Source organism: Plantactinospora sp. DSM 117369 (assembly GCF_053764795.1).
Genome location: NZ_CM132446.1, coordinates 1044326 through 1061963 on the forward strand (window position 1 = coordinate 1044326; position 17638 = coordinate 1061963).

At 70.7% G+C, this 17638-nt stretch carries 18 protein-coding genes and 1 pseudogene; 12 read left to right on the top strand and 7 right to left on the bottom strand.

Translation table 11 applies throughout. The features are described 5' to 3' along the window. Positions 1 to 90 precede the first annotated feature (90 nt). Positions 91 to 663: a PH domain-containing protein gene (locus tag ACSMXO_RS04810; protein WP_346260367.1), complete on the top strand. Its 573-nt coding sequence runs from the start codon at positions 91 to 93 to the stop codon at positions 661 to 663. 107 nt (positions 664 to 770) lie between these two features. On the opposite strand, the gene ACSMXO_RS04815 is transcribed toward ACSMXO_RS04810, so the two are convergent. The 3 genes and pseudogenes from ACSMXO_RS04815 to ACSMXO_RS04825 form a co-directional block, all read right to left on the bottom strand. Beyond that, entirely contained in the window at positions 771 to 1271 is a 501-nt protein-coding gene (locus tag ACSMXO_RS04815; RefSeq protein ID WP_346260368.1) for a MaoC/PaaZ C-terminal domain-containing protein, read from the bottom strand. Between the two features lie 425 nt (positions 1272 to 1696). Then, positions 1697 to 2134: pseudogene (locus tag ACSMXO_RS04820) on the bottom strand (GtrA family protein); the annotation flags it as partial. 61 nt (positions 2135 to 2195) lie between these two features. Then, the gene (locus tag ACSMXO_RS04825; RefSeq protein ID WP_455416831.1) at positions 2196 to 2867 is read right to left on the bottom strand and encodes a GtrA family protein; all 672 of its coding nucleotides are present in this window, start codon (positions 2865 to 2867) and stop codon (positions 2196 to 2198) included. Between the two features lie 279 nt (positions 2868 to 3146). Here ACSMXO_RS04825 and ACSMXO_RS04830 point away from each other — a divergent pair, with 279 nt between their 5' ends. The 4 genes from ACSMXO_RS04830 (at position 3147) to ACSMXO_RS04845 (ending at position 7917) form a co-directional block, all read left to right on the top strand. Further along, positions 3147 to 5018 carry a phosphoenolpyruvate carboxykinase (GTP) gene (locus tag ACSMXO_RS04830; RefSeq protein ID WP_455416832.1) on the top strand — a complete coding sequence of 624 codons (1872 nt, stop codon included), beginning with the start codon at positions 3147 to 3149 and terminating at the stop codon, positions 5016 to 5018. Between the two features lie 63 nt (positions 5019 to 5081). After that, on the top strand, positions 5082 to 5969 hold the full coding sequence (locus ACSMXO_RS04835) for a hypothetical protein (RefSeq protein ID WP_455416833.1): 888 nt from the start codon (positions 5082 to 5084) through the stop codon (positions 5967 to 5969). Between the two features lie 11 nt (positions 5970 to 5980). Beyond that, positions 5981 to 7129 (top strand): geranylgeranyl reductase family protein, encoded by a 1149-nt coding sequence (locus tag ACSMXO_RS04840; protein ID WP_455416834.1) that lies wholly within the window; start codon positions 5981 to 5983, stop codon positions 7127 to 7129. Between the two features lie 17 nt (positions 7130 to 7146). Continuing rightward, positions 7147 to 7917, top strand: a complete 771-nt coding sequence (locus ACSMXO_RS04845) for an isoprenyl transferase (RefSeq protein ID WP_318397611.1) — start codon at positions 7147 to 7149, stop codon at positions 7915 to 7917. A gap of 66 nt (positions 7918 to 7983) precedes the next feature. Here ACSMXO_RS04845 and otsB read toward each other — a convergent pair whose 3' ends face one another. From otsB to ACSMXO_RS04860, 3 genes are all read right to left on the bottom strand, one after another. Further along, positions 7984 to 8808 carry a trehalose-phosphatase gene (gene otsB, locus ACSMXO_RS04850; protein WP_346260373.1) on the bottom strand — a complete coding sequence of 275 codons (825 nt, stop codon included), beginning with the start codon at positions 8806 to 8808 and terminating at the stop codon, positions 7984 to 7986. Positions 8809 to 9014: 206 nt separating this feature from the next. Further along, positions 9015 to 9383 (bottom strand): hypothetical protein, encoded by a 369-nt coding sequence (locus ACSMXO_RS04855; RefSeq protein ID WP_346260374.1) that lies wholly within the window; start codon positions 9381 to 9383, stop codon positions 9015 to 9017. Between the two features lie 158 nt (positions 9384 to 9541). Beyond that, positions 9542 to 9982, bottom strand: coding sequence for a helix-turn-helix domain-containing protein (locus ACSMXO_RS04860; RefSeq protein ID WP_346260375.1), 441 nt, complete (start codon positions 9980 to 9982; stop codon positions 9542 to 9544). Positions 9983 to 10246: 264 nt separating this feature from the next. On the opposite strand from ACSMXO_RS04860, the gene ACSMXO_RS04865 reads away from it, so the two are divergent. The 6 genes from ACSMXO_RS04865 to ACSMXO_RS04890 all read left to right on the top strand — a co-directional run bounded on the left by ACSMXO_RS04865 (position 10247) and on the right by ACSMXO_RS04890 (position 15816). Beyond that, positions 10247 to 10606, top strand: coding sequence for a hypothetical protein (locus ACSMXO_RS04865; RefSeq protein WP_455416835.1), 360 nt, complete (start codon positions 10247 to 10249; stop codon positions 10604 to 10606). Positions 10607 to 10847: 241 nt separating this feature from the next. Next, positions 10848 to 11180, top strand: coding sequence for a hypothetical protein (locus ACSMXO_RS04870; protein WP_455416836.1), 333 nt, complete (start codon positions 10848 to 10850; stop codon positions 11178 to 11180). Positions 11181 to 11543: 363 nt separating this feature from the next. Beyond that, positions 11544 to 12962, top strand: coding sequence for a PhoH family protein (locus ACSMXO_RS04875; RefSeq protein ID WP_455416837.1), 1419 nt, complete (start codon positions 11544 to 11546; stop codon positions 12960 to 12962). A gap of 306 nt (positions 12963 to 13268) precedes the next feature. Next, the gene (locus ACSMXO_RS04880) at positions 13269 to 13958 is read left to right on the top strand and encodes an aggregation-promoting factor C-terminal-like domain-containing protein (protein ID WP_455416838.1); all 690 of its coding nucleotides are present in this window, start codon (positions 13269 to 13271) and stop codon (positions 13956 to 13958) included. A 132-nt stretch (positions 13959 to 14090) separates the two neighbouring features. Next, entirely contained in the window at positions 14091 to 14735 is a 645-nt protein-coding gene (locus ACSMXO_RS04885) for a rhomboid family intramembrane serine protease (RefSeq protein WP_346260428.1), read from the top strand. A gap of 112 nt (positions 14736 to 14847) precedes the next feature. Further along, positions 14848 to 15816, top strand: coding sequence for an NAD(P)/FAD-dependent oxidoreductase (locus ACSMXO_RS04890; protein ID WP_455416839.1), 969 nt, complete (start codon positions 14848 to 14850; stop codon positions 15814 to 15816). A 23-nt stretch (positions 15817 to 15839) separates the two neighbouring features. Here the strand turns inward: ACSMXO_RS04890 and ACSMXO_RS04895 are convergent, their stop codons facing one another. Further along, positions 15840 to 16535, bottom strand: a complete 696-nt coding sequence (locus ACSMXO_RS04895; RefSeq protein ID WP_455416840.1) for a TetR/AcrR family transcriptional regulator — start codon at positions 16533 to 16535, stop codon at positions 15840 to 15842. A gap of 171 nt (positions 16536 to 16706) precedes the next feature. On the opposite strand from ACSMXO_RS04895, the gene ACSMXO_RS04900 reads away from it, so the two are divergent. Next, entirely contained in the window at positions 16707 to 17636 is a 930-nt protein-coding gene (locus tag ACSMXO_RS04900; RefSeq protein ID WP_455416841.1) for an NAD-dependent epimerase/dehydratase family protein, read from the top strand. The last annotated feature ends 2 nt before the right edge of the window (positions 17637 to 17638 follow it).

Genomic DNA, 17638 nt, shown 5'->3' on the forward strand with positions numbered 1-17638 from the left:
GTCGGTAAAGAGTCGATACCGGATACCACGGTGGTCGCGTGGAACCGTTACGGTCACCGCGGACATTCGGTTATGGACGAGGAGGATGGGGTGGCTTTCCCTGAGGACGTGCTCACCCAGGACGAGCATGTCGTAGCGCACCTGCACCCACACTGGAAGGCGTTGATCCGACCGGTCGTGGTGCTGGTCCTGGCCGTCGCCGCGGTGGTCGCCGGCCTCGTTCTGCTGCCGTCGGGCGGTGCGGGCACCGTCGGAGGCTACGTGATCGCGGCGGTCGCGCTGGTGCTGGTCGTCTGGCTGAGCATCTGGCCGTACCTGGTCTGGCGGACCACGCACTACCTGTTCACCAACGAGCGGGTGCTGCTGCAGAAGGGTGTCTTCTCCCGGGACCGCCGGGACATCCCGCTGGGCCGGATCAACGACCACTCGATGAACCAGAAGTTTCTCGAACGGCTGCTCGGCTGCGGCACGCTGACCATCGAGTCGGCCGGCGAACGGGGCCAGTCGGTGCTGGAGGACATCCCGGGCGTGGAGAAGGTGCAGACCATGCTCTACGAGATCGTGGAAGCAAACCATGACAAGCACTCGCTCGGTGACGGCGAGATGCGCGAAATCATGGCAGACATGACCGAGGGCAAGCCGCTGCGCGAAGAGTCGAAGTAGCTGCTGTGCCGGCAGCCGAAAGCAGGCTGCGCGAAGAGTCGAAGCAATACGCCGAAGGGCCCCTGAAACCCGCCGCTCGCGGCCGGTCAGGGGCCCTTCGGGGCAGATCAGGCCGGCAGCACCGGTTCCCGCATCAGGAACCAGCCGCGGAAGCGGGTGCGCAGCACCTCGCGTTCCGGCTGGCCCTGGCCGTCCAGCCGATCCATGCTGGCGGTCAGGGTGACGGTGCCGAAGCCGGGCCGCGCCACCGACGGCTTGCTGCCGAGTACGGTCAGCCGGGTCGCCAGCCGGTCACCGGCGCGTACCGGGGCCAACCAGCGCAGCTCCTCCAGCCCGGGTGAGGCGTCTCCGGCGGCCCGGGCCAGCACGTGGTCGACGTACGCCCGCATGAAGAGGCTGACCGTGAAGAAGCCGCTGGCGATCAGCCCACCGTGATGGCTGCGGCGGGCCAGTTCCTCGTCGATGTGGTACCACTGCGGGTCGAAGCGCCGGGCGAAGTCGACCATCTCCCGCCCGTCGACGACGGTGACCCCGAGGTCGAAGGAGCGGCCGGGCGTCAGGTCCTCGAAGAACAGTTCGGCGGGCGCGCCGGTACCGGATCGGCTCACCGCGTCGCTCAGCGGGCTGACGAACGCCGGGGCGCGGCGTTCAGCTCGGCGGCGAGTTCGGTCTCCAGCGCGGCGTCGATGGTCTCGGCGAACTGGACCTCGAGCGGCTGGGCGGAGCCGACCGGCGACCCGGTGTCGGCTCGTGTCCCGTTCGTGGCGGGTGCGGGTGCGGTCGTGCCCACCCGGTACGCGGTGTCCGAGCCCGCAGCCTCGTCGCCGCCCGCAGCCTCGTCGCTGCCCGCAGCCTGATCGCCCCGGACAGCGGCCCGGGCGCCGGCGGTCTCGGGCTCGGTCAGCTCGCTGACCGCCTCGGCGAATTCGGCGACCGGGTCGAGCTCGGCCAGGAATTCGCCGTCCGGCTCGCTCGCCGGGCCGGATCCGGTGCTCTTGCCCACCGCACCGGGCTCGGTCGGGACGAACGGCGTGCTCGGGGACTTCCGGAAGACGAAGGTGCGGTAGGACCAGAACCGGAAGACCGTGGCCAGCCCGACGCCGACCGTCTTGGCGACGTTGAGCGCCAGCAGGCCGCTGATGCCGAACCCGTACTTGGCCAGCGCCAGTACGCCGAGTTCGATGACCAGGCCGGCGCCGTTGAACAGGAAGAACAGGGCGTATTCGCGGCGCATCGCCGATTTCGGCCGGTCCCGGTAGGTCCAGTGCCGATTCATCAGATAGGACGAGATGGTGGCGACGACCGTGGCGACCACGTTCGCCTTGAGTTGCCCGTCGGCGAACACGGTGAGCGCCAGCGCGTTGAACACCGCGTAGTTGATGGCGGCGTTCACACCTCCCACGGCACCGAATTTCAGCACCTCACGCAGGAACTTCTGCCAGCGCTCGGGCAACAGACGGGCGAAACGCATTCGACCACCTTAGGGCAGATGTGGGCGCCGAGTGCGCCGACCGGGCCCGGTGGGTCGCCGGTCACTGCCTCTTGTGACTCTGTGTGATCACTTCTGGTGCGTCGGAGGCCGCCGGGCCGACGAAGACGAACCGGCGGTACGACCAGAACCGGAAGAAGGTGCCCAGCGCGGCGCCGATGAAGTTTGCCGCGATGTTGTCCGCGATCAGCGACTTGAACACGCCCGGCCAGATGCTGCCCAGCCCGTAGTGGCTGATGGCCAGGCAGGCGAGGCCGATGCCCAGGCCGACGGCGTTGAAGAAGAAGTAGAGCGAGTATTCCCGGGCCATGCCGGAGCGCTCCCGGTGTCGCCAGGTCCAGAACCGGTTGCCGACGAAGGCGACGGTGGCGGCGATGACCGTGGAGAACGTCTTCGCCGTGAGGGTCTCCCAGCCGAGACTCGCGTTGGCGTAGTTGAACAGCACGAAGTCGACCGCGAAGGCCACCGCACCAACCGTGCCGAACTTGCCCAACTCATGAATGAGATGACCGAACCGGTCCAGAAGGGTCCGAATCAAACCGCGGCGGGCGCCCGGCGGTGAGGGCTGTTCGCCGGTGGCGGTCGAAGACACGGCTTGAGCGTACCGGTTGCCGGTCGTCCCCACGCCCCGCAACGGGCGACTCGCGGGACCGGACCGCGGCAGACGCCCGGCGGCGACCGGACCGTTTCGCGGAAGGAGTGTCGGGTGTGACATCCGGGTCAGCTGGCGTCAATGACTGCTGTGAGGACGCCGTGACGCAATGCTGTTGCCCTGAAGGATTTGCGTGAAACTGCGCGTGGGAGCGAGGAAAGAATCGCCTTACGGCAGCCCGTCCGCATCTTGTGCAGTTCTTCACAACCAGTCTCGCTGCCCCGAACGCCGGCTCGGTTTACGCTGACGGAAATCCCAGGCTTTCACAAGGCGACGCGGTCGCCGCTGGCGTCGGCACCGCGCGCGCTGCAATCGGTCAGCGTCGACCAAAGGAGAACTGTCATGGCCGCTCCGGCTACTATCCGGGGTCTCGATCAAGCTCCGACAAGCCATCCGAAACTACTCGCCTGGGTCAAAGAGGTAGCCGAACTCACCAGCCCGGACCAGGTCGTCTGGGCAGACGGCTCGGACGAGGAATGGCAGCGCCTCACCGACGAACTGGTCGACGCCGGCACGCTCGTGCGCCTCGATCCGGCCCGCAAGCCGAACTCGTTCTGGGGGCGTACCGATCCCTCCGATGTGGCCCGGGCCGAGGACCGTACCTTCATCTGCTCGGTCGACGAGGCCGACGCCGGGCCCACCAACAACTGGATGGCCCCGGCCGAGATGAAGCGCATCATGACCGACCTCTACCGAGGTTCGATGCGCGGTCGGACCATGTACGTCATTCCGTTCTGCATGGGCCCGCTCGAGGCGGAACAGCCGATGTTCGGTGTCGAGATCACCGACAGCCCGTACGTCGTCGCGTCCATGCGCATCATGACCCGGATGGGCACGAAGGTGCTGGCCGGGATGGGGGAGAACGCCGACTTCGTGCACGCGTTGCACTCGATCGGCGCGCCGCTGGAGCCGGGCCAGCCGGACGTCGCGTGGCCGTGCAACGACACCAAGTACATCTCGCACTTCCCGGAAACCCGGGAGATCTGGTCCTTCGGCTCCGGCTACGGCGGCAACTCGCTGCTCGGCAAGAAGTGCTACTCGCTGCGGATCGCCAGCGTGATGGCCCGGGACGAGGGCTGGCTCGCCGAGCACATGCTCATCATGAAGCTGACCTCGCCGGAGGGGTCGGTGCACTACATCGCCGGCGCCTTCCCGTCCGCCTGCGGCAAGACCAACCTCGCCATGTTGGAACCGACCATTCCGGGCTGGAAGGTCGAGACCATCGGCGACGACATCGCCTGGATGAAGTTCGGCCCCGACGGCCGGCTCTACGCGGTCAACCCCGAGTACGGCCTCTTCGGCGTCGCGCCCGGCACCGGCTGGAAGACCAACGCCAACGCGATGCGCACCATCGACCTGGGGAACTCCATCTTCACCAACGTCGGACTGACCGACGACGGCGACATCTGGTGGGAGGGGATGAGCGAGCCGCCGGCCCACCTCATCGACTGGAAGGGTCGGGACTGGACGCCGGAGAGCGGGGAACTCTCCTCGCACGCCAACAGCCGGTTCTGCACCCCGCTGCTCCAGTGCCCGATCGTGGCCGACGAGTTCAACGACCCGAACGGCGTACCGATCGACGCGATCCTGTTCGGTGGGCGGCGCAAGGACACCATCCCGCTGATCACCGAGGCCCGGGACTGGGTGCACGGCGTCTACATGGGAGCGACCCTCTCCTCGGAGACCACCGCCGCCGCCTCCGGCGAGGTCGGCGTGGTCCGCCGGGACCCGATGGCCATGCTGCCGTTCATCGGCTACCACGGCGGGGACTACTTCCGGCACTGGATCGAGATGGGCAAGGGCACCGACGGCGACGAGTCGAAGCTGCCGAAGATCTACTACGTCAACTGGTTCCGGAAGAACGCCGACGGCGACTTCATCTGGCCCGGCTTCGGCGAGAACTCCCGGGTGCTCAAGTGGATCGTCGAGCGCCTGGAGGGCCGGGCCGAGGCGGTCGAGACGCCGATCGGCTTCGTACCGGCACCCGGCGCGCTCGACGTCGACGGGCTCGACATGAGCGCGGAGGATCTCCGCATCGCCACCCGGGTCGACGTCGAGGAGTGGCGCGACGAACTGCCGATGGTCACCGAGTGGTTCGAGAAGTTCGGTGACAAGCTGCCGGGCGTGCTCTGGGCCGAGCTGGACGCGCTGCGGGCCCGGCTCGACGACGAGGCGGCCCGGGTCGGGGTGGACCAGCCCCGCTCGGGCCGGTAGCGGCCCGGCAGGGACACGCCCGGGCGGGTGTGCGGGTAGCCCGTACCGGGCATCATCGACGGCATGACGACGGCCGCCGCGACCGAGGTCCGGCGGCCGTCCGCCGTCCGTGCGCTGACCTGGCTGCTCGCCGCGACCGCGGCGGCCACCGTCGCGGTCGACGTGCTCAACTGGTGGTACGCCGCCGACCGCGGTTTCGGGCTGGCGGTACGCAGCGGCTGGGCGCTGCTGCGTACCCTCGGGTTCCTGATCCTGATCCGGCACGTCCGGCGGGGCCGGGCCGGCGCCCGCCCGCTCGGGCTGATCCTCGCGGTGACCACGGTCTTCGCGGTCGGCCGGCTGATCGTGCCCCGGGCCGGCGTACCGGCGCTGCCCGGAGTACTCGGCTTCGCCGTGCTGGCCGCACTCTGCGCCGCCGTCGTCTGGCTGCTGTACCGGTCGCCGCCGCTGCGGGACTACCTGGTCCGGCACCCGAGCCGGCTGGTCGTCGACCGGCGGGGCGTCTCTTGGCGGGAGGTCGCCCCGCGTCGGCCGCCGGTCGCCGGCTGGCTGCTCACCGCCCGGGTCGCCGCCTTCACGTACGGGCCGTTGACCCTGGTGCCCTGCCTGGTGGCAATCGGCACGATTCTCGACGGCCGCCTGCTCGCGGTGCCTACCGTGGTGCTGTGGTTCGGCATCGGCATCGGGGTCAACTACGCGGTGCTGTTCAGTACCTTCTTCCTGCTCCGGGACAAGACCTGGGCCGGTGGGCTGCTGGTGCTGATCAGCGTGCTGGTGGTCGCGGTCGACCTGGCGTTCTGCTGGCTGCTGCTCGGGGTCGACGGCCTGGTCCGGGACGGTGCGCCGCTGGTGGTGGCCGCCGGGCTGACCCTCTACGCGCTGCGCCGGGCCGCCCGAGCCGCCCGGGCGGAACCCTCGGCCCGGGTCCCCGCCGCCGCCCGGTCGGGCTGAGCTGATCCGCGGTGGAGACCGTCGACGTCGCGGTGGTGGGTGCCGGTCCGGCCGGGGCCAGCGCCGCGCTGGCGGCCCGCCGGGCGGGAGCGCGGGTGCTGCTGCTGGACCGGGCCGACTTTCCCCGGGACAAGGCCTGCGGGGACGGGATCGCCGCGCACGCGCTCGACGTACTCGCCGAACTGGGCGTTTCCGACCCGGTGTCCGGTTACCGGCCGGTGCCGGCGCTGCGGCTGGTGGCCCCCGGCGGCGGGAACGTGGCGCGGCGGCTGCCGCGGCCGGCGTACACGGTGCCCCGCCGGGTCTTCGACGCCCGGCTGGTGGCGGCGGCGCTCGCGGCCGGCGCGGAACTGCGCCGGCACGCGGTGCGGCGGATCGAGTGCTCCGACGGCCTGGTACTGCTCGACGGTACGGTGGCCGCCCGCGCCGTGGTCGGTGCCGACGGCGCCGGTTCGGTGGTCCGGCGGGCGCTCGGGCACGGCGCCAATCCCGACGGCCACCTGGCGCTGGCCATCCGGGGGTACGCCCCGGACGCCGCCGGCCCGGCCGAGCAGCGGATCGTCACCTCGGCGGCGCACTGGCCCGGCTACGCCTGGTCGTTCCCGATCGGCGACGGCCGGGCGAACGTCGGGTACGGCGAGGTGCTGGCCGGCCGCCCGCTGCGCCGGACGGAACTGCTGGACCGGTTGGCGGCGCTGCTTCCCGAGATCGACCCGGCGGCCGTCACCGGGCTGCGGGCGCACCACCTGCCGCTCTCCACCCGCCGTCCGGCGCCGGGGCGGGGCCGGATCGTGCTGGCCGGGGACGCGCTGTCGCTGGTCAACCCGTTCACCGGCGAGGGGATCTTCTACGCTGTCCTCTCCGGGGCGCTGGCCGGGGCGGCCGCCGCCACGGCGCCGTACGCCGCCGCCGACCGGTACGCCGCCGCGCTGCGGGCCCGGCTCGGCGCTCACCTGCGGGACAGCTCTGCGGTGGCCTGGCTGGCCCGCCGGGCACCGGTGGTGGACGGGGTGGTCCGGGCCGCCGACCGGGACGCCCGGGTCTTCCGGGCCCTGGTCGAACTGGGCCTGGGTGACGGCCGGCTGGATGCCCGGACATTGACCAGGGTCGCCGGCGCGGTGGCCGGCTCGGCCAGCCGGCACTTCCGTAGTCGACTCTGATCGGTACGCTGCAAGGGATGAGTCTGCGCGACCTGATCTACTCGGTGTATGAGCGACGGCTGACGGCGAAGCTCGCCGGCAAACCCGTGCCGAAGCACGTCGGGGTGATGTGCGACGGCAATCGGCGCTGGGCCAGGGAGATGGGGTATGTCGACCCCAACGACGGGCACCGGGTCGGCGCCGCCAAGATCAAAGATGTGCTGGGCTGGTGCGACCAGGCCGGGATCGGGCACGTCACGCTCTATCTGCTGGCCACCGACAACCTGCGCCGGCCGGCCAGCGAGCTGGATCCGCTGGTGCAGATCATCGAGGACCTGGTGGTCGAGCTGGCCGAGGAGGGCAATCCCTGGCGGCTGCGGATGGTCGGCGCGCTCGACCTGCTGCCGGCGCAGACCGCCATCACGCTCAAGTCGGCGCAGGAGCGTACCCAGGACCGGGTCGGCGGGGCGCAGGTCAACATCGCGGTCGGCTACGGCGGCCGGCGGGAGATCGCCGACGCGGTCCGGTCCCTGCTCTACGAGCACGCGGCGTCCGGCGGCACCATCGAGGAACTCGCCGAGGTGCTCGACGTGGACCACATCGCGGAGCACCTCTACACCCGGGGGCAGCCCGATCCCGACCTGGTCATCCGGACCAGTGGCGAGCAGCGGCTCTCCGGGTTCCTGCTCTGGCAGTCGGCGCACTCCGAGTTCTACTTCTGCGAACTGAACTGGCCGGATTTCCGGCGCGTCGACTTCCTGCGCGCCCTGCGCTCGTACGCCAACCGGCAACGCCGGTACGGCGCATAGCCAGCCCGCCGGGTGACCGGGGTGGCGTGCCGGCCGCCGGCCGCCGGCCGCCTGGCGCGGCGCCGGTCAGGTCAGCCGGTGCAGGGCCTCGGTGAGGAAGTCGCCGAGCGCCTCCGGGGACTCGATGTTCAGGTCGGCGGCGGTCGAGACCTCGTCGCCGGTCTCCGGGTTGGCCACCGCGACACATACGCCGAAGAAGTCCGGGCCGACCGCCTCGCGAGCGCGCAGGGCGGCGAACGCCTTGAGGTCCGAGACGTCGTCACCGAAATACCAGGCGCAGCCGGCGTCCCGGACCGCCTCGTCGATCACCATCCCCTTGTCCCGGTCGACGGGCGGCTTGAGCTCCAGCACCATCCGGCCGACCTGCACCCGCAGGCCCAGCCGGTCGGCCTGGTCCCGACCCCACCGTTCGACCTGCTCGGCCAGGTGTGGGGCGGTGCGGTAGTGCAGGGCGACGGAGAGCCGCTTGTATTCCACCAGCGTGCCCGCGGGCAACTCGGCCCGGGCGCGGTCGGCGAGTTCGGCCATGGTGGGTACGAACGGCAGCGCGGCCTCCTCGGTGATGGTCTCGCCCGAGGCGTGCAGGTGCTCCAGCCCGTAGAGGCCGTAGAGGTCCACGCCGGGCGCGCCGGCGAACCGGTCGCGGAGGAACTCCACCGGTCGGGCCGAAACGATGGCCACCCGCTGCACCACCTCGGTGAGCGCGGTGATCGCGGCCAGCGCCTTGGGGGCCGGCTCGACGGTCGTCGGATCGTCCCGGACCGGGGCGAGTGTGCCGTCGAAGTCGAAGAACAGGACACAGCGCCCGGCCCGCTCGGCGGTCGCCCGCCATGCCTGCTCGGCAGTCAGTGGACGGGTCGGGGGCTCGCCCCCCGCGTTGATCGGCCGCACGGGCGTCAGCGTACCCCGGCGGGTTGCCGCCGCAGACGTCGAAGCGAAAACGTCTCACTCGTCGAGGCGGCAACCTCGATCGTCGCGGTGGCGACCCGCCGGTGGTACGGGTGGGTGTCTGCCGGGCGGCTGGCACGGCAACCGGCCGGCGGAGCTGCTGACGGCGATCTCCCCTTCTCGCCGTGGTCGGCTCGGAGGTGGGAAGCTCAGTCGTCGCCGCCGAGCATCGCCCGGCGGCCGTGCAGTCGGGGCCCGATCGGCACCACCGAGTCCTGGTTGCGGCTCAGCAGGTAGCCCTCGACGAAACCGGTGTTGTGGTCTCCGGTGTTGCGGTCGAGCTCGTTCAGTCGGGCGATCAGGAACTCGGTGAGTGCGGTGATCCGGGCATTGAGCCGCTCGTGGAGATCGGCGACGACGGCCAGGACGATGGCGGTACCGGTGGCGGTAATGGCGAGCACGTTCACGAGGAACGGCACCGGGTCGCCGCCGCGCACCGTCCCGACCACGACGTTCGCGGTCACGCACAAGGTCAGGGACACCGCCGCGACAACGACAGCCATCCACTTCAGGGTCATGGCTGACCCCTCCTTCTGTCCCGCAGGGCTGAATTCGGCCTTGTCCCGTCCCCCCGCCGACGACGAGCCCAAGCAGTACGCAGGGACGTTAGCGCGACTGATTGATTCCTGGAGCTGATTGGTTGGGACTCATGCGCGAAGTTGCGCCATCTGAGTAACTACCCGGCTTGCTTTCGGCCTTTTCGGACGTCCAGCGGCAGAGGAGGACGATATGCCAGATAACGGATGGTCTCTCGAATGTGGAACTTCTCCGCGTCCGAGACGTTAGGGTCGACCAGCCGGCGCAGCAGCGCCTCGACGTCCGGATCCATCGGCGGGGCGCTCGGGGCCGGCCGGGACGGGGTGGCCCGGTCCCAGCCGAGGACTCCGAACGCGACACTCGGATCCAGCCCCAGGCCCTCGCAGAACGCGACCACCCGGGCGGCCTCGGGATCGCTGGCCCACTCGCCGCGTACCCAACGGTTGATGGTCTGGCGGGACACACCGGTACGCCGGGAGACCTCCGTGCCGGTCCAGGCGCGGGTCGTGCGGGCGTCGTCGAGTGCCTTGCGTACGAAGGCAGCGAACGCGATCTTCCGTCCGTGGGCGCGGTCCGGCACCCGGTGACGGTACGGCCAGGTGCCCGGTTCCGGGGGGACTGCGGTCAGCCTGTACTGCGTGCGTGACAACGGCTCACTTTTCCGGCGCGCGGTGCTCTTGCTTGTGCTGAGGGGTATCACGTGGCAACAATAGGTGTACGTAGGTGTGGGGGTAATCAGACGAAAAGCTGATACTGTCACGCGTACGTTACGCCCTACCGTGTGTCTCGTGCATGAGACGTTTCGTGCTCGCAGGGGTGACACCCTCGCGACTGGAGGAGTCCGGTGACCGAACTAGCAACCCGGGCCCAGGCATTCGGTCTGATCGCCGACGGCGTCGCCGCCGGTCTCAGTGCGCCATGGCGGCTCTACCTGGCGCGCGGCTGCCGCTACCTCTCGCTCAACGTCGGCGACCGTGCGGAGTGGAACTCCTGGCGGACCCACCTCGGCTGCCCGGAGTTGAGCGTCCGGGTCTACGACGCCGGCGGCGAGATCCGGCGGGCCTCGGTTGCCGAGGTCGTGCTGGACGGCTGCCGGATCAGTGTCGAACTGGTCGAGGAGGTGAGCACGGAAGATCTCGACCGGCTGCTCATCACCGATCCCACCTCCTTCGACCCGACCTCCGTCGACCCGGAGGAGAAGTGACCCGGCCGACGACCGGTCGGCCGGGTGTGGAACCCAGGACAGCGACGAGCGGAGCGAGGAGATTGCGTGAGCGAGAGTTACCAGCGAACCGGCCGGCTCAGTGCGAATGTGTCTCATGGCGGCGCGGAGCGCAGGGGAGTGCCGGCATGAGCGGGCGTTCTGGACGGACCGGCCGGCTCAGGTCTCGAACTCGTGGCGTCGGTGGGCGACGCGGCATCGGCGAGCGGCGCGAGGAGACGCGGTGAGTCCGTTCTTCATGGTCTTCGGCCTGCTGCTGCTCGTCTCGGCCAGCTATGCGGCCGGACGGCTGCACGGCCAGCTCAGCTACCGGCTCGGTTACCGGTTCGGCTACCGCCAGGGATATTTCGACGGGGACCGGGGGGCCTGGAACCGTCGGCGTAGAGAGGCGCAGGCGGCCATCGCCTCGGTGTTGGCGGTGCCATCACCCAGCACATCGCACATCGCCCACACCGTCGTAGGTCAGGGAACGACGTATACGGGCGCCTCTTTCGCGGGGACCGCGACCAACGGCGGACGGCACTCCACCGACGCCCTCGCCGTCAGGAATGCCTGACCGGCGGCGCGGTTGGGGTGAGTGGTCACCCGCGAGCACGGTGCGCCGGTCCGTGAGGACCCGCACCGTCGGGATCACGTCAGACCGGTGACGGTGATCCCACCGGCCGGGATGCGCGCAGGGGGCATGCATCCCGGCCGGTCCGCCGCCCGGCGTCGTGCGAAGTCGCACAGTTGTGCGCCCTAGCCCAAGCTGGCATCTCCCGGTTAGCGTCTACGCATGGCACGGGGTCGTCCCGGGCCAGCCGGCCGGCCCGGACTCTGCGACTGCACGTGCCACGGGGCCTGCATCCGACCCCGTGTCTCCGGGCACCGGACGAGGCGGAACGCGGGTGGACGGGTGCACGCCCGCCGGAGCAGGCCTGTGACGAATCGCCGTACCACCCCTCGGGCCGACGACCAGAACCCGGCCGCCACCAAGACCCCGGGGCGAGCCAGGAGCGGACGCCGCACCCGGACGTCCGAGCCGGCCGCCAGTGCGGAGCCCGCACCAGAACGCCGGGCGTACGTCCTGGACACCTCGGTGCTGCTCTCCGACCCCGGCGCCTTCCACCGGTTCGCCGAGCACGAGGTGGTGGTGCCACTGGTGGTGATCTCGGAGCTGGAGGGGAAGCGCCACCATCCGGAACTGGGCTGGTTCGCCCGCCAGTCGCTGCGGATGCTCGACGAGCTGCGGGTCAAGCACGGCCGGCTGGACCAGCCGGTACCGGCGAACGACGCGGGCGGGACGCTGCGGGTGGAGCTGAACCACGCCGACGACGGCGTACTGCCGCCGGGGTTCCGTACCGAGTCCAACGACACCCGGATCCTGTCGGTCGCGCTCAACCTGGCGGCCGAGGGCCGGACGGTCACGCTGGTCAGCAAGGACATGCCGCTGCGGGTCAAGGCGGCGTCGGTGGGGCTGACCGCCGACGAGTACCGGCACGGCCAGGCCAGCGATCCGACCTGGACCGGCATGGCCGAGCTTGAGTTGGGCGAGGAGCAGGTCAACCAGCTCTACGACGGCGCGGCGCTGGATCTGGACGACGCCGCCGGACTGCCCACGCACACCGGCCTGGTGCTGCACTCGCCGCGCGGCTCCGCGCTGGGCCGGGTGCTGCCGGACAAGACCGTACGCCTGGTCCGCGGTGACCGGGAGGCGTTCGGCCTGCGTGGCCGTTCGGCCGAGCAGCGGGTCGCGCTCGACCTGCTGCTGGACGAGTCGATCGGCATCGTCTCGCTCGGCGGCCGGGCCGGCACCGGGAAGTCCGCGCTGGCGCTCTGCGCCGGTCTGGAGGCGGTGATGGAGCGGCGCCGGCACAAGAAGGTCATCGTCTTCCGCCCGCTGTACGCCGTCGGCGGCCAGGAACTCGGCTACCTGCCCGGCTCGGAGGCGGAGAAGATGTCGCCCTGGGCGCAGGCGGTCTTCGACACCCTCGGCGCGGTGGTGCACGAGAACGTGATGGAGGAGGTACTGGCCCGGGGGATGCTGGAGGTCCTGCCGCTGACCCACATCCGGGGGCGGAGCCTGCACGACGCCTTCGTCATCGTCGACGAGGCCCAGTCGCTGGAACGCGGGGTGCTGCTCACCGTGCTGTCCCGGGTGGGGCAGGGCTCCCGGGTGGTGCTCACCCACGACGTCGCCCAGCGGGACAACCTGCGGGTCGGCCGGCACGACGGTGTGACGGCGGTGATCGAGGCGCTGAAGGGACACCCGATCTTCGCCCATGTCACCCTGACCCGGTCCGAGCGGTCCCCGATCGCGGAGGTGGTCACGGATCTGCTGGAGGACATCCCGTTGTAGCGGGTGACCGCTCCGGCAGGCGGAGTAGCAGTCCCCTTTGTCCTATCTCGTGCCGATAAATGGTGTGACCCAATTCACAAATTGTGCCTCTCGTTTCCCAACCGCCTCACCTTGCGCAATCGTGTCCTTCGAGCGCCCACGTCCCAGGGGCATAGCTGGAGATCAGTTCTCCTCACGGGCGGAGGCACCGACGGGCAGCGGTCGGTCGGGGTCGCGGCCCGCCGGGTCGGGGCGCTCGCGGCGTGACCAGCGGGCGTTCCCGCTTCCGGCGCGCCGCGTCCTTGCCCCCGACGAGAGGACCACTTTGTGAGTCGGCTGTGGAGCCGGTTCGGTGTCCGGGGAATCGCCGTCGCCCTGCTCCTGGGGGGCGTCGGCGGTGGTTACTACCTCGGCGAGGACCGGGAAGCGCAGCAACACAGCATCGAGGCCGAGTCGGCGTTCGACGCGCAGCAGGCGGAGTGGGACCTGCTCCGCGAGCGGCACGCGGCGCACATCCGCGCCACCGCCGCGCAGCGGGCCGCCGAGGCGGAAGCCGCCCGCAAGGCGGCCGAGGTCGCCAAGGCGGCGGCGGAGCGGGCCAAGAAGGCCGAGCAGGCCGCGAGCCGTAAGCGCGAACGCGAGAAGCAGGAGAAGGAGGAGGCGGAGGGGGCCACCAAGCCGTACACCGGGCCGATCCCCGCCTCGTGCAACGAATACAGCGGTAACCGCAAGATCGGCTGTGCCCTGCTGCTCGACGCGGGCTTCAAGATCGCTGAGATGCCCTGCCTGGACAAGCTCTGGACCAAGGAGAGCGGCTGGAACCACAAGGCCGAGAACAGGTCGTCCGGGGCGTACGGCATCCCGCAGGCTCTGCCGGGCAGCAAGATGGGCTCGGTCGGCAGCGACTGGCGGACCAGCCCGGCGACCCAGATCAAGTGGGGGCTGGGTTACGTCAAGGGCCGGTACGACACGCCGTGCGGCGCCTGGGAGTTCTTCCAAAACGAGGGCTACTACTGAGCACAGGAGAGCGGGGGCCCGGACCGGACGGTCCGAGTCCCCGCTCTTTCCGTCGGGTGCGGCCCTGTCGGCGGGCTCCGGTGGCGGTTGGCCCGGGAAGCTGATAGCAACGTGAGGGTGACGTTCGACCCGATGTCCCGCGGCAACGACCCCAACCGGTTCGGCACCGAAGCCTTCTACGCGGCGCTCGGTCGGGCCTTCGTCGCGATGTGCGCCGTGGTGCCGGTGCTCTTCGTGATCGAGGCGCTCGACGTCTGGCTGAACGCCGGATTCGACACCACCGCCGGGATCATGCCCCGGAGCGTCGCCGGGCTCGACGGCATCTTTTTCGGGCCGTTCCTGCACCACGGCTTCGACCACCTCTACAGCAACAGCATCCCGCTGATCCTGCTCGGCACCTTCGTACTCGCCACCGGGGCGCGGCGGTTCCTCTACTCCACACTCCTGATCATGTTCGTTAGCGGGCTCGGCGTGTGGATCACCGGATCGCCCCAGTCGATCGTGGTCGGGGCCAGCGGGGTGGTCTTCGGCTACCTCGGCCTGCTCTTCATGCGCGGGATCGTGGAACGGAGCTGGTGGAACTTCGGGGTCGTGCTGCTGGTCGGGCTGCTCTACGGCTGGCAACTGCTCGGGGTGCTACCCACCGACGAACCGATCTCCTGGCAGGGGCACCTCTTCGGGCTGCTCGGCGGTCTGGTGGCCGCGGTGGTCTTCCGGCGACGCCGGCCCCGCGACGACGACCCGTACCGGTCGGAGTCCACGATGACCCTGCCCTGACCCCCCGTACACCCGCCGGTGGGACGGCTATTGCTTCGATGCCTGTTGTCCGCCTACGGTCGGATCAGCACAGCTGTTGATCAGTCCGTGGTCGGAGAGCGACGGTGAGCACATGCGTGAGGTCGATGTCGCGATAATCGGGGCCGGCCCCACCGGGCTCTTCGCCGCCTACTACGCCGGGTTCCGGGGGTTGTCGGTCGCGGTCATCGACGTGCTGCCCGAACCGGGCGGACAGGTCACCGCCATGTACCCGGAGAAGGTCATCTACGACGTCGCCGGGTTCCCTTCGATCAAGGGCCGCGATCTGGTCGCCAACCTGGTCACCCAGGCCGCGTCGTTCAACCCCGAATACCTGCTCGGAGTACGCGCGGAGAAGTTGTCGTACCTGGACGGCAAGCCGGTGCTCAGCCTGGCCAACGGCGACATCCTGCGGTGCGGCGCGATCATCGTCACCGCCGGGCTGGGCAGCTTCACCCCCCGCCCGCTGCCCGCCGCCGAGAACTTCGTCGGCAGCGGCATCGTCTTCTTCGTACCGCACCTCGCCGACCTCGCCGGGCAGGACGTGCTGATCGTCGGCGGCGGCGACTCGGCGTTCGACTGGGCGCTGGCGCTGCAACCCCTGGCCCGGTCGGTCACCCTGGTGCACCGCCGGGAGAAGTTCCGGGCCCACGCCGCCACCGTCGACCGGGTACGCGAACTGCCGGTACGCATCGTGGTCAACGCCGAGGTGACGACGCTGCACGGCGAGGGCGCGGTGACCGGGGCGGACATCGCGGTCAAGGGCGGTGGGACCGAGACGATCCCGGTCGATACCGTGGTCGCCGCGCTGGGCTTCACCGCCGATCTCGGCCCGCTCACCGAGTGGGGACTGGCGCTCGACAAGCGGCACATCCTGGTCGACAGCACCATGGTGACCAATCTGCCCCGGGTCTTCTCCGCCGGTGACATCACCGAATATCCGGGCAAGGTCCGGCTGATCGCCACCGGTTTCGGCGAGGCCGCGACGGCGGTGAACAACGCGGCCGTGGTGATCAACCCGGCCGCGCACCTCTTCCCCGGTCACTCCTCCGACGCGGGCTGACCCGGCTGGTCGGGCTGACCCGGCTAGTCGGGTAGGCCGGCGAGGTCGGCCATCAGCCGCATCTGGTAGTCGAAGTACGCCTCGCAGTCCTCGACCACCCCCTGGGCGAACCGGCCGAACACCTCGAAGCTGACCAGGCCGAAGAGTTGGCTCCAAGCGGCCATGCAGCGGGCGAGCTGCTCCTCGGTGAGCGCGCCGGGGCGCTGCTCCAGCAGCCGGGCCAGCTCGACGCGGACCGGGGGCGGCACGGGAGTGCCGTCGGGTGGGGCGAGCCGGCCGGCGGCGGCCCCGTCGACCATGATCTCGACCAGCGCGAAGGCCACCCGCTGGGCCGGGACGACGGTCTCGGACGGGGCGGCGTAGCCGGGTACCGGGCTGCCGTACAGCAGCGCGTACTCGGCGGGATGCGCCAGGGACCAGGCCCGTACGGCGTGGCTCACGCCCAGCCAGCGCCCCCGCAGGTCGTCCCGGGCGGCTGCCGCGTCACCCGCCTCGGCCGCGTCACCGAGCGACTGGTACGCCTCGATGATCAGCGCGGTGAGCAGCGCGTCCCGGCTCGGGAAGTACCGGTAGATGGCCGACGAGACCATGCCGAGGTCCCGGGCGACGGCCCGGAGGGAGAGGTTGCCGCCTTCGGTCGCGAGGTGCCGCCGGGCGACCGCCTTGATCTCCTCGATCATCTCGGCACGGACCCGGGCCCGGATCGATGGTGCGGACATGCCGCCACCCTGCCACACCCGGACGTGCTTCGAGAGCACCCGGCGCTCTTAGTGGCACTGATCATAAATCAGAGCAGTGCTCTTGACGCCGGCCTCGCCACGGGACACAGTGGGGAGGCAAACAGAGAGCGGTGCTCTCAGTTCAGAGAGTTGATCTGAAAGGTGGGGTCGATGGCACTCCAGGTGATCGTCGGTGCCGGTCCGGTCGGCCAGGGCGTGGCCCGGCTGCTCGCCGACCGGGGTGAGCGGGTGCGGCTGGTCAGCCGTCGGGGCACCGGGCCGGAGCACCCCGGGATCGAGCGGGTCGCCGCCGACGCGGCCGACCTGGATCGGCTGGCGGAGGTGGCGAAGGACGCGGCGGCGCTCTACAACTGCGCCAACCCGGCGTACCACCGCTGGGCGACGGACTGGCCGCCGATCGCCGCCGTACTGCTGGCCGTGGCGGAGCGCACCGGGGCGGTGCTGGCGACCACCGGCAACCTGTACGGCTACGGGCCGGTGGACGGGCCGATCACCGAGAGCGCGCCGCTGCGCCCGAACGGCGTGAAGGGCCAGGTCCGGGTGCGGATGTGGCAGGACGCGCTGGCCGCGCACCAGGCCGGACGGGCCCGGGTGACCGAGGTACGCGGCTCCGACTACCTCGGCGCGGGCGCGCAGACCCTGTTCACCCTCCTCGCGGTGCCGAAGGTGCTGGCCGGGAAGCGGGCGTCCGTGCCGGCCGACCTGAACGCCCCGCACAGTTGGACGTACGTCGGCGACGTGGCCCGTACCCTGGTCGCCGCTGCCGCGGACGAGCGGGGCTGGGGGCGGCCCTGGCACGTACCCAGTCAGCCGCCGGTGTCGATCCGGGCGCTGGCGGCCCGGCTCGCCGAGCTGGCCGGTGCCCCGGCCCCGCGGCTGGCCTCGATGCCGCCTGCGGTGCTCTGGCTCGGCGGGCTCTTCGACCCGACGGCCCGCGAGCTGCGGGAGACGGCGTACCAGTTCCGCCGGCCGTTCGTGCTGGACTCCTCGGCGGCGACCGCGACGTTCGGCATCGAGCCGACCGGGCTGGACACCGCGCTGCGGGAGACCGCCGGGCTCACCCCGGCGGCGTCCCGCTGATC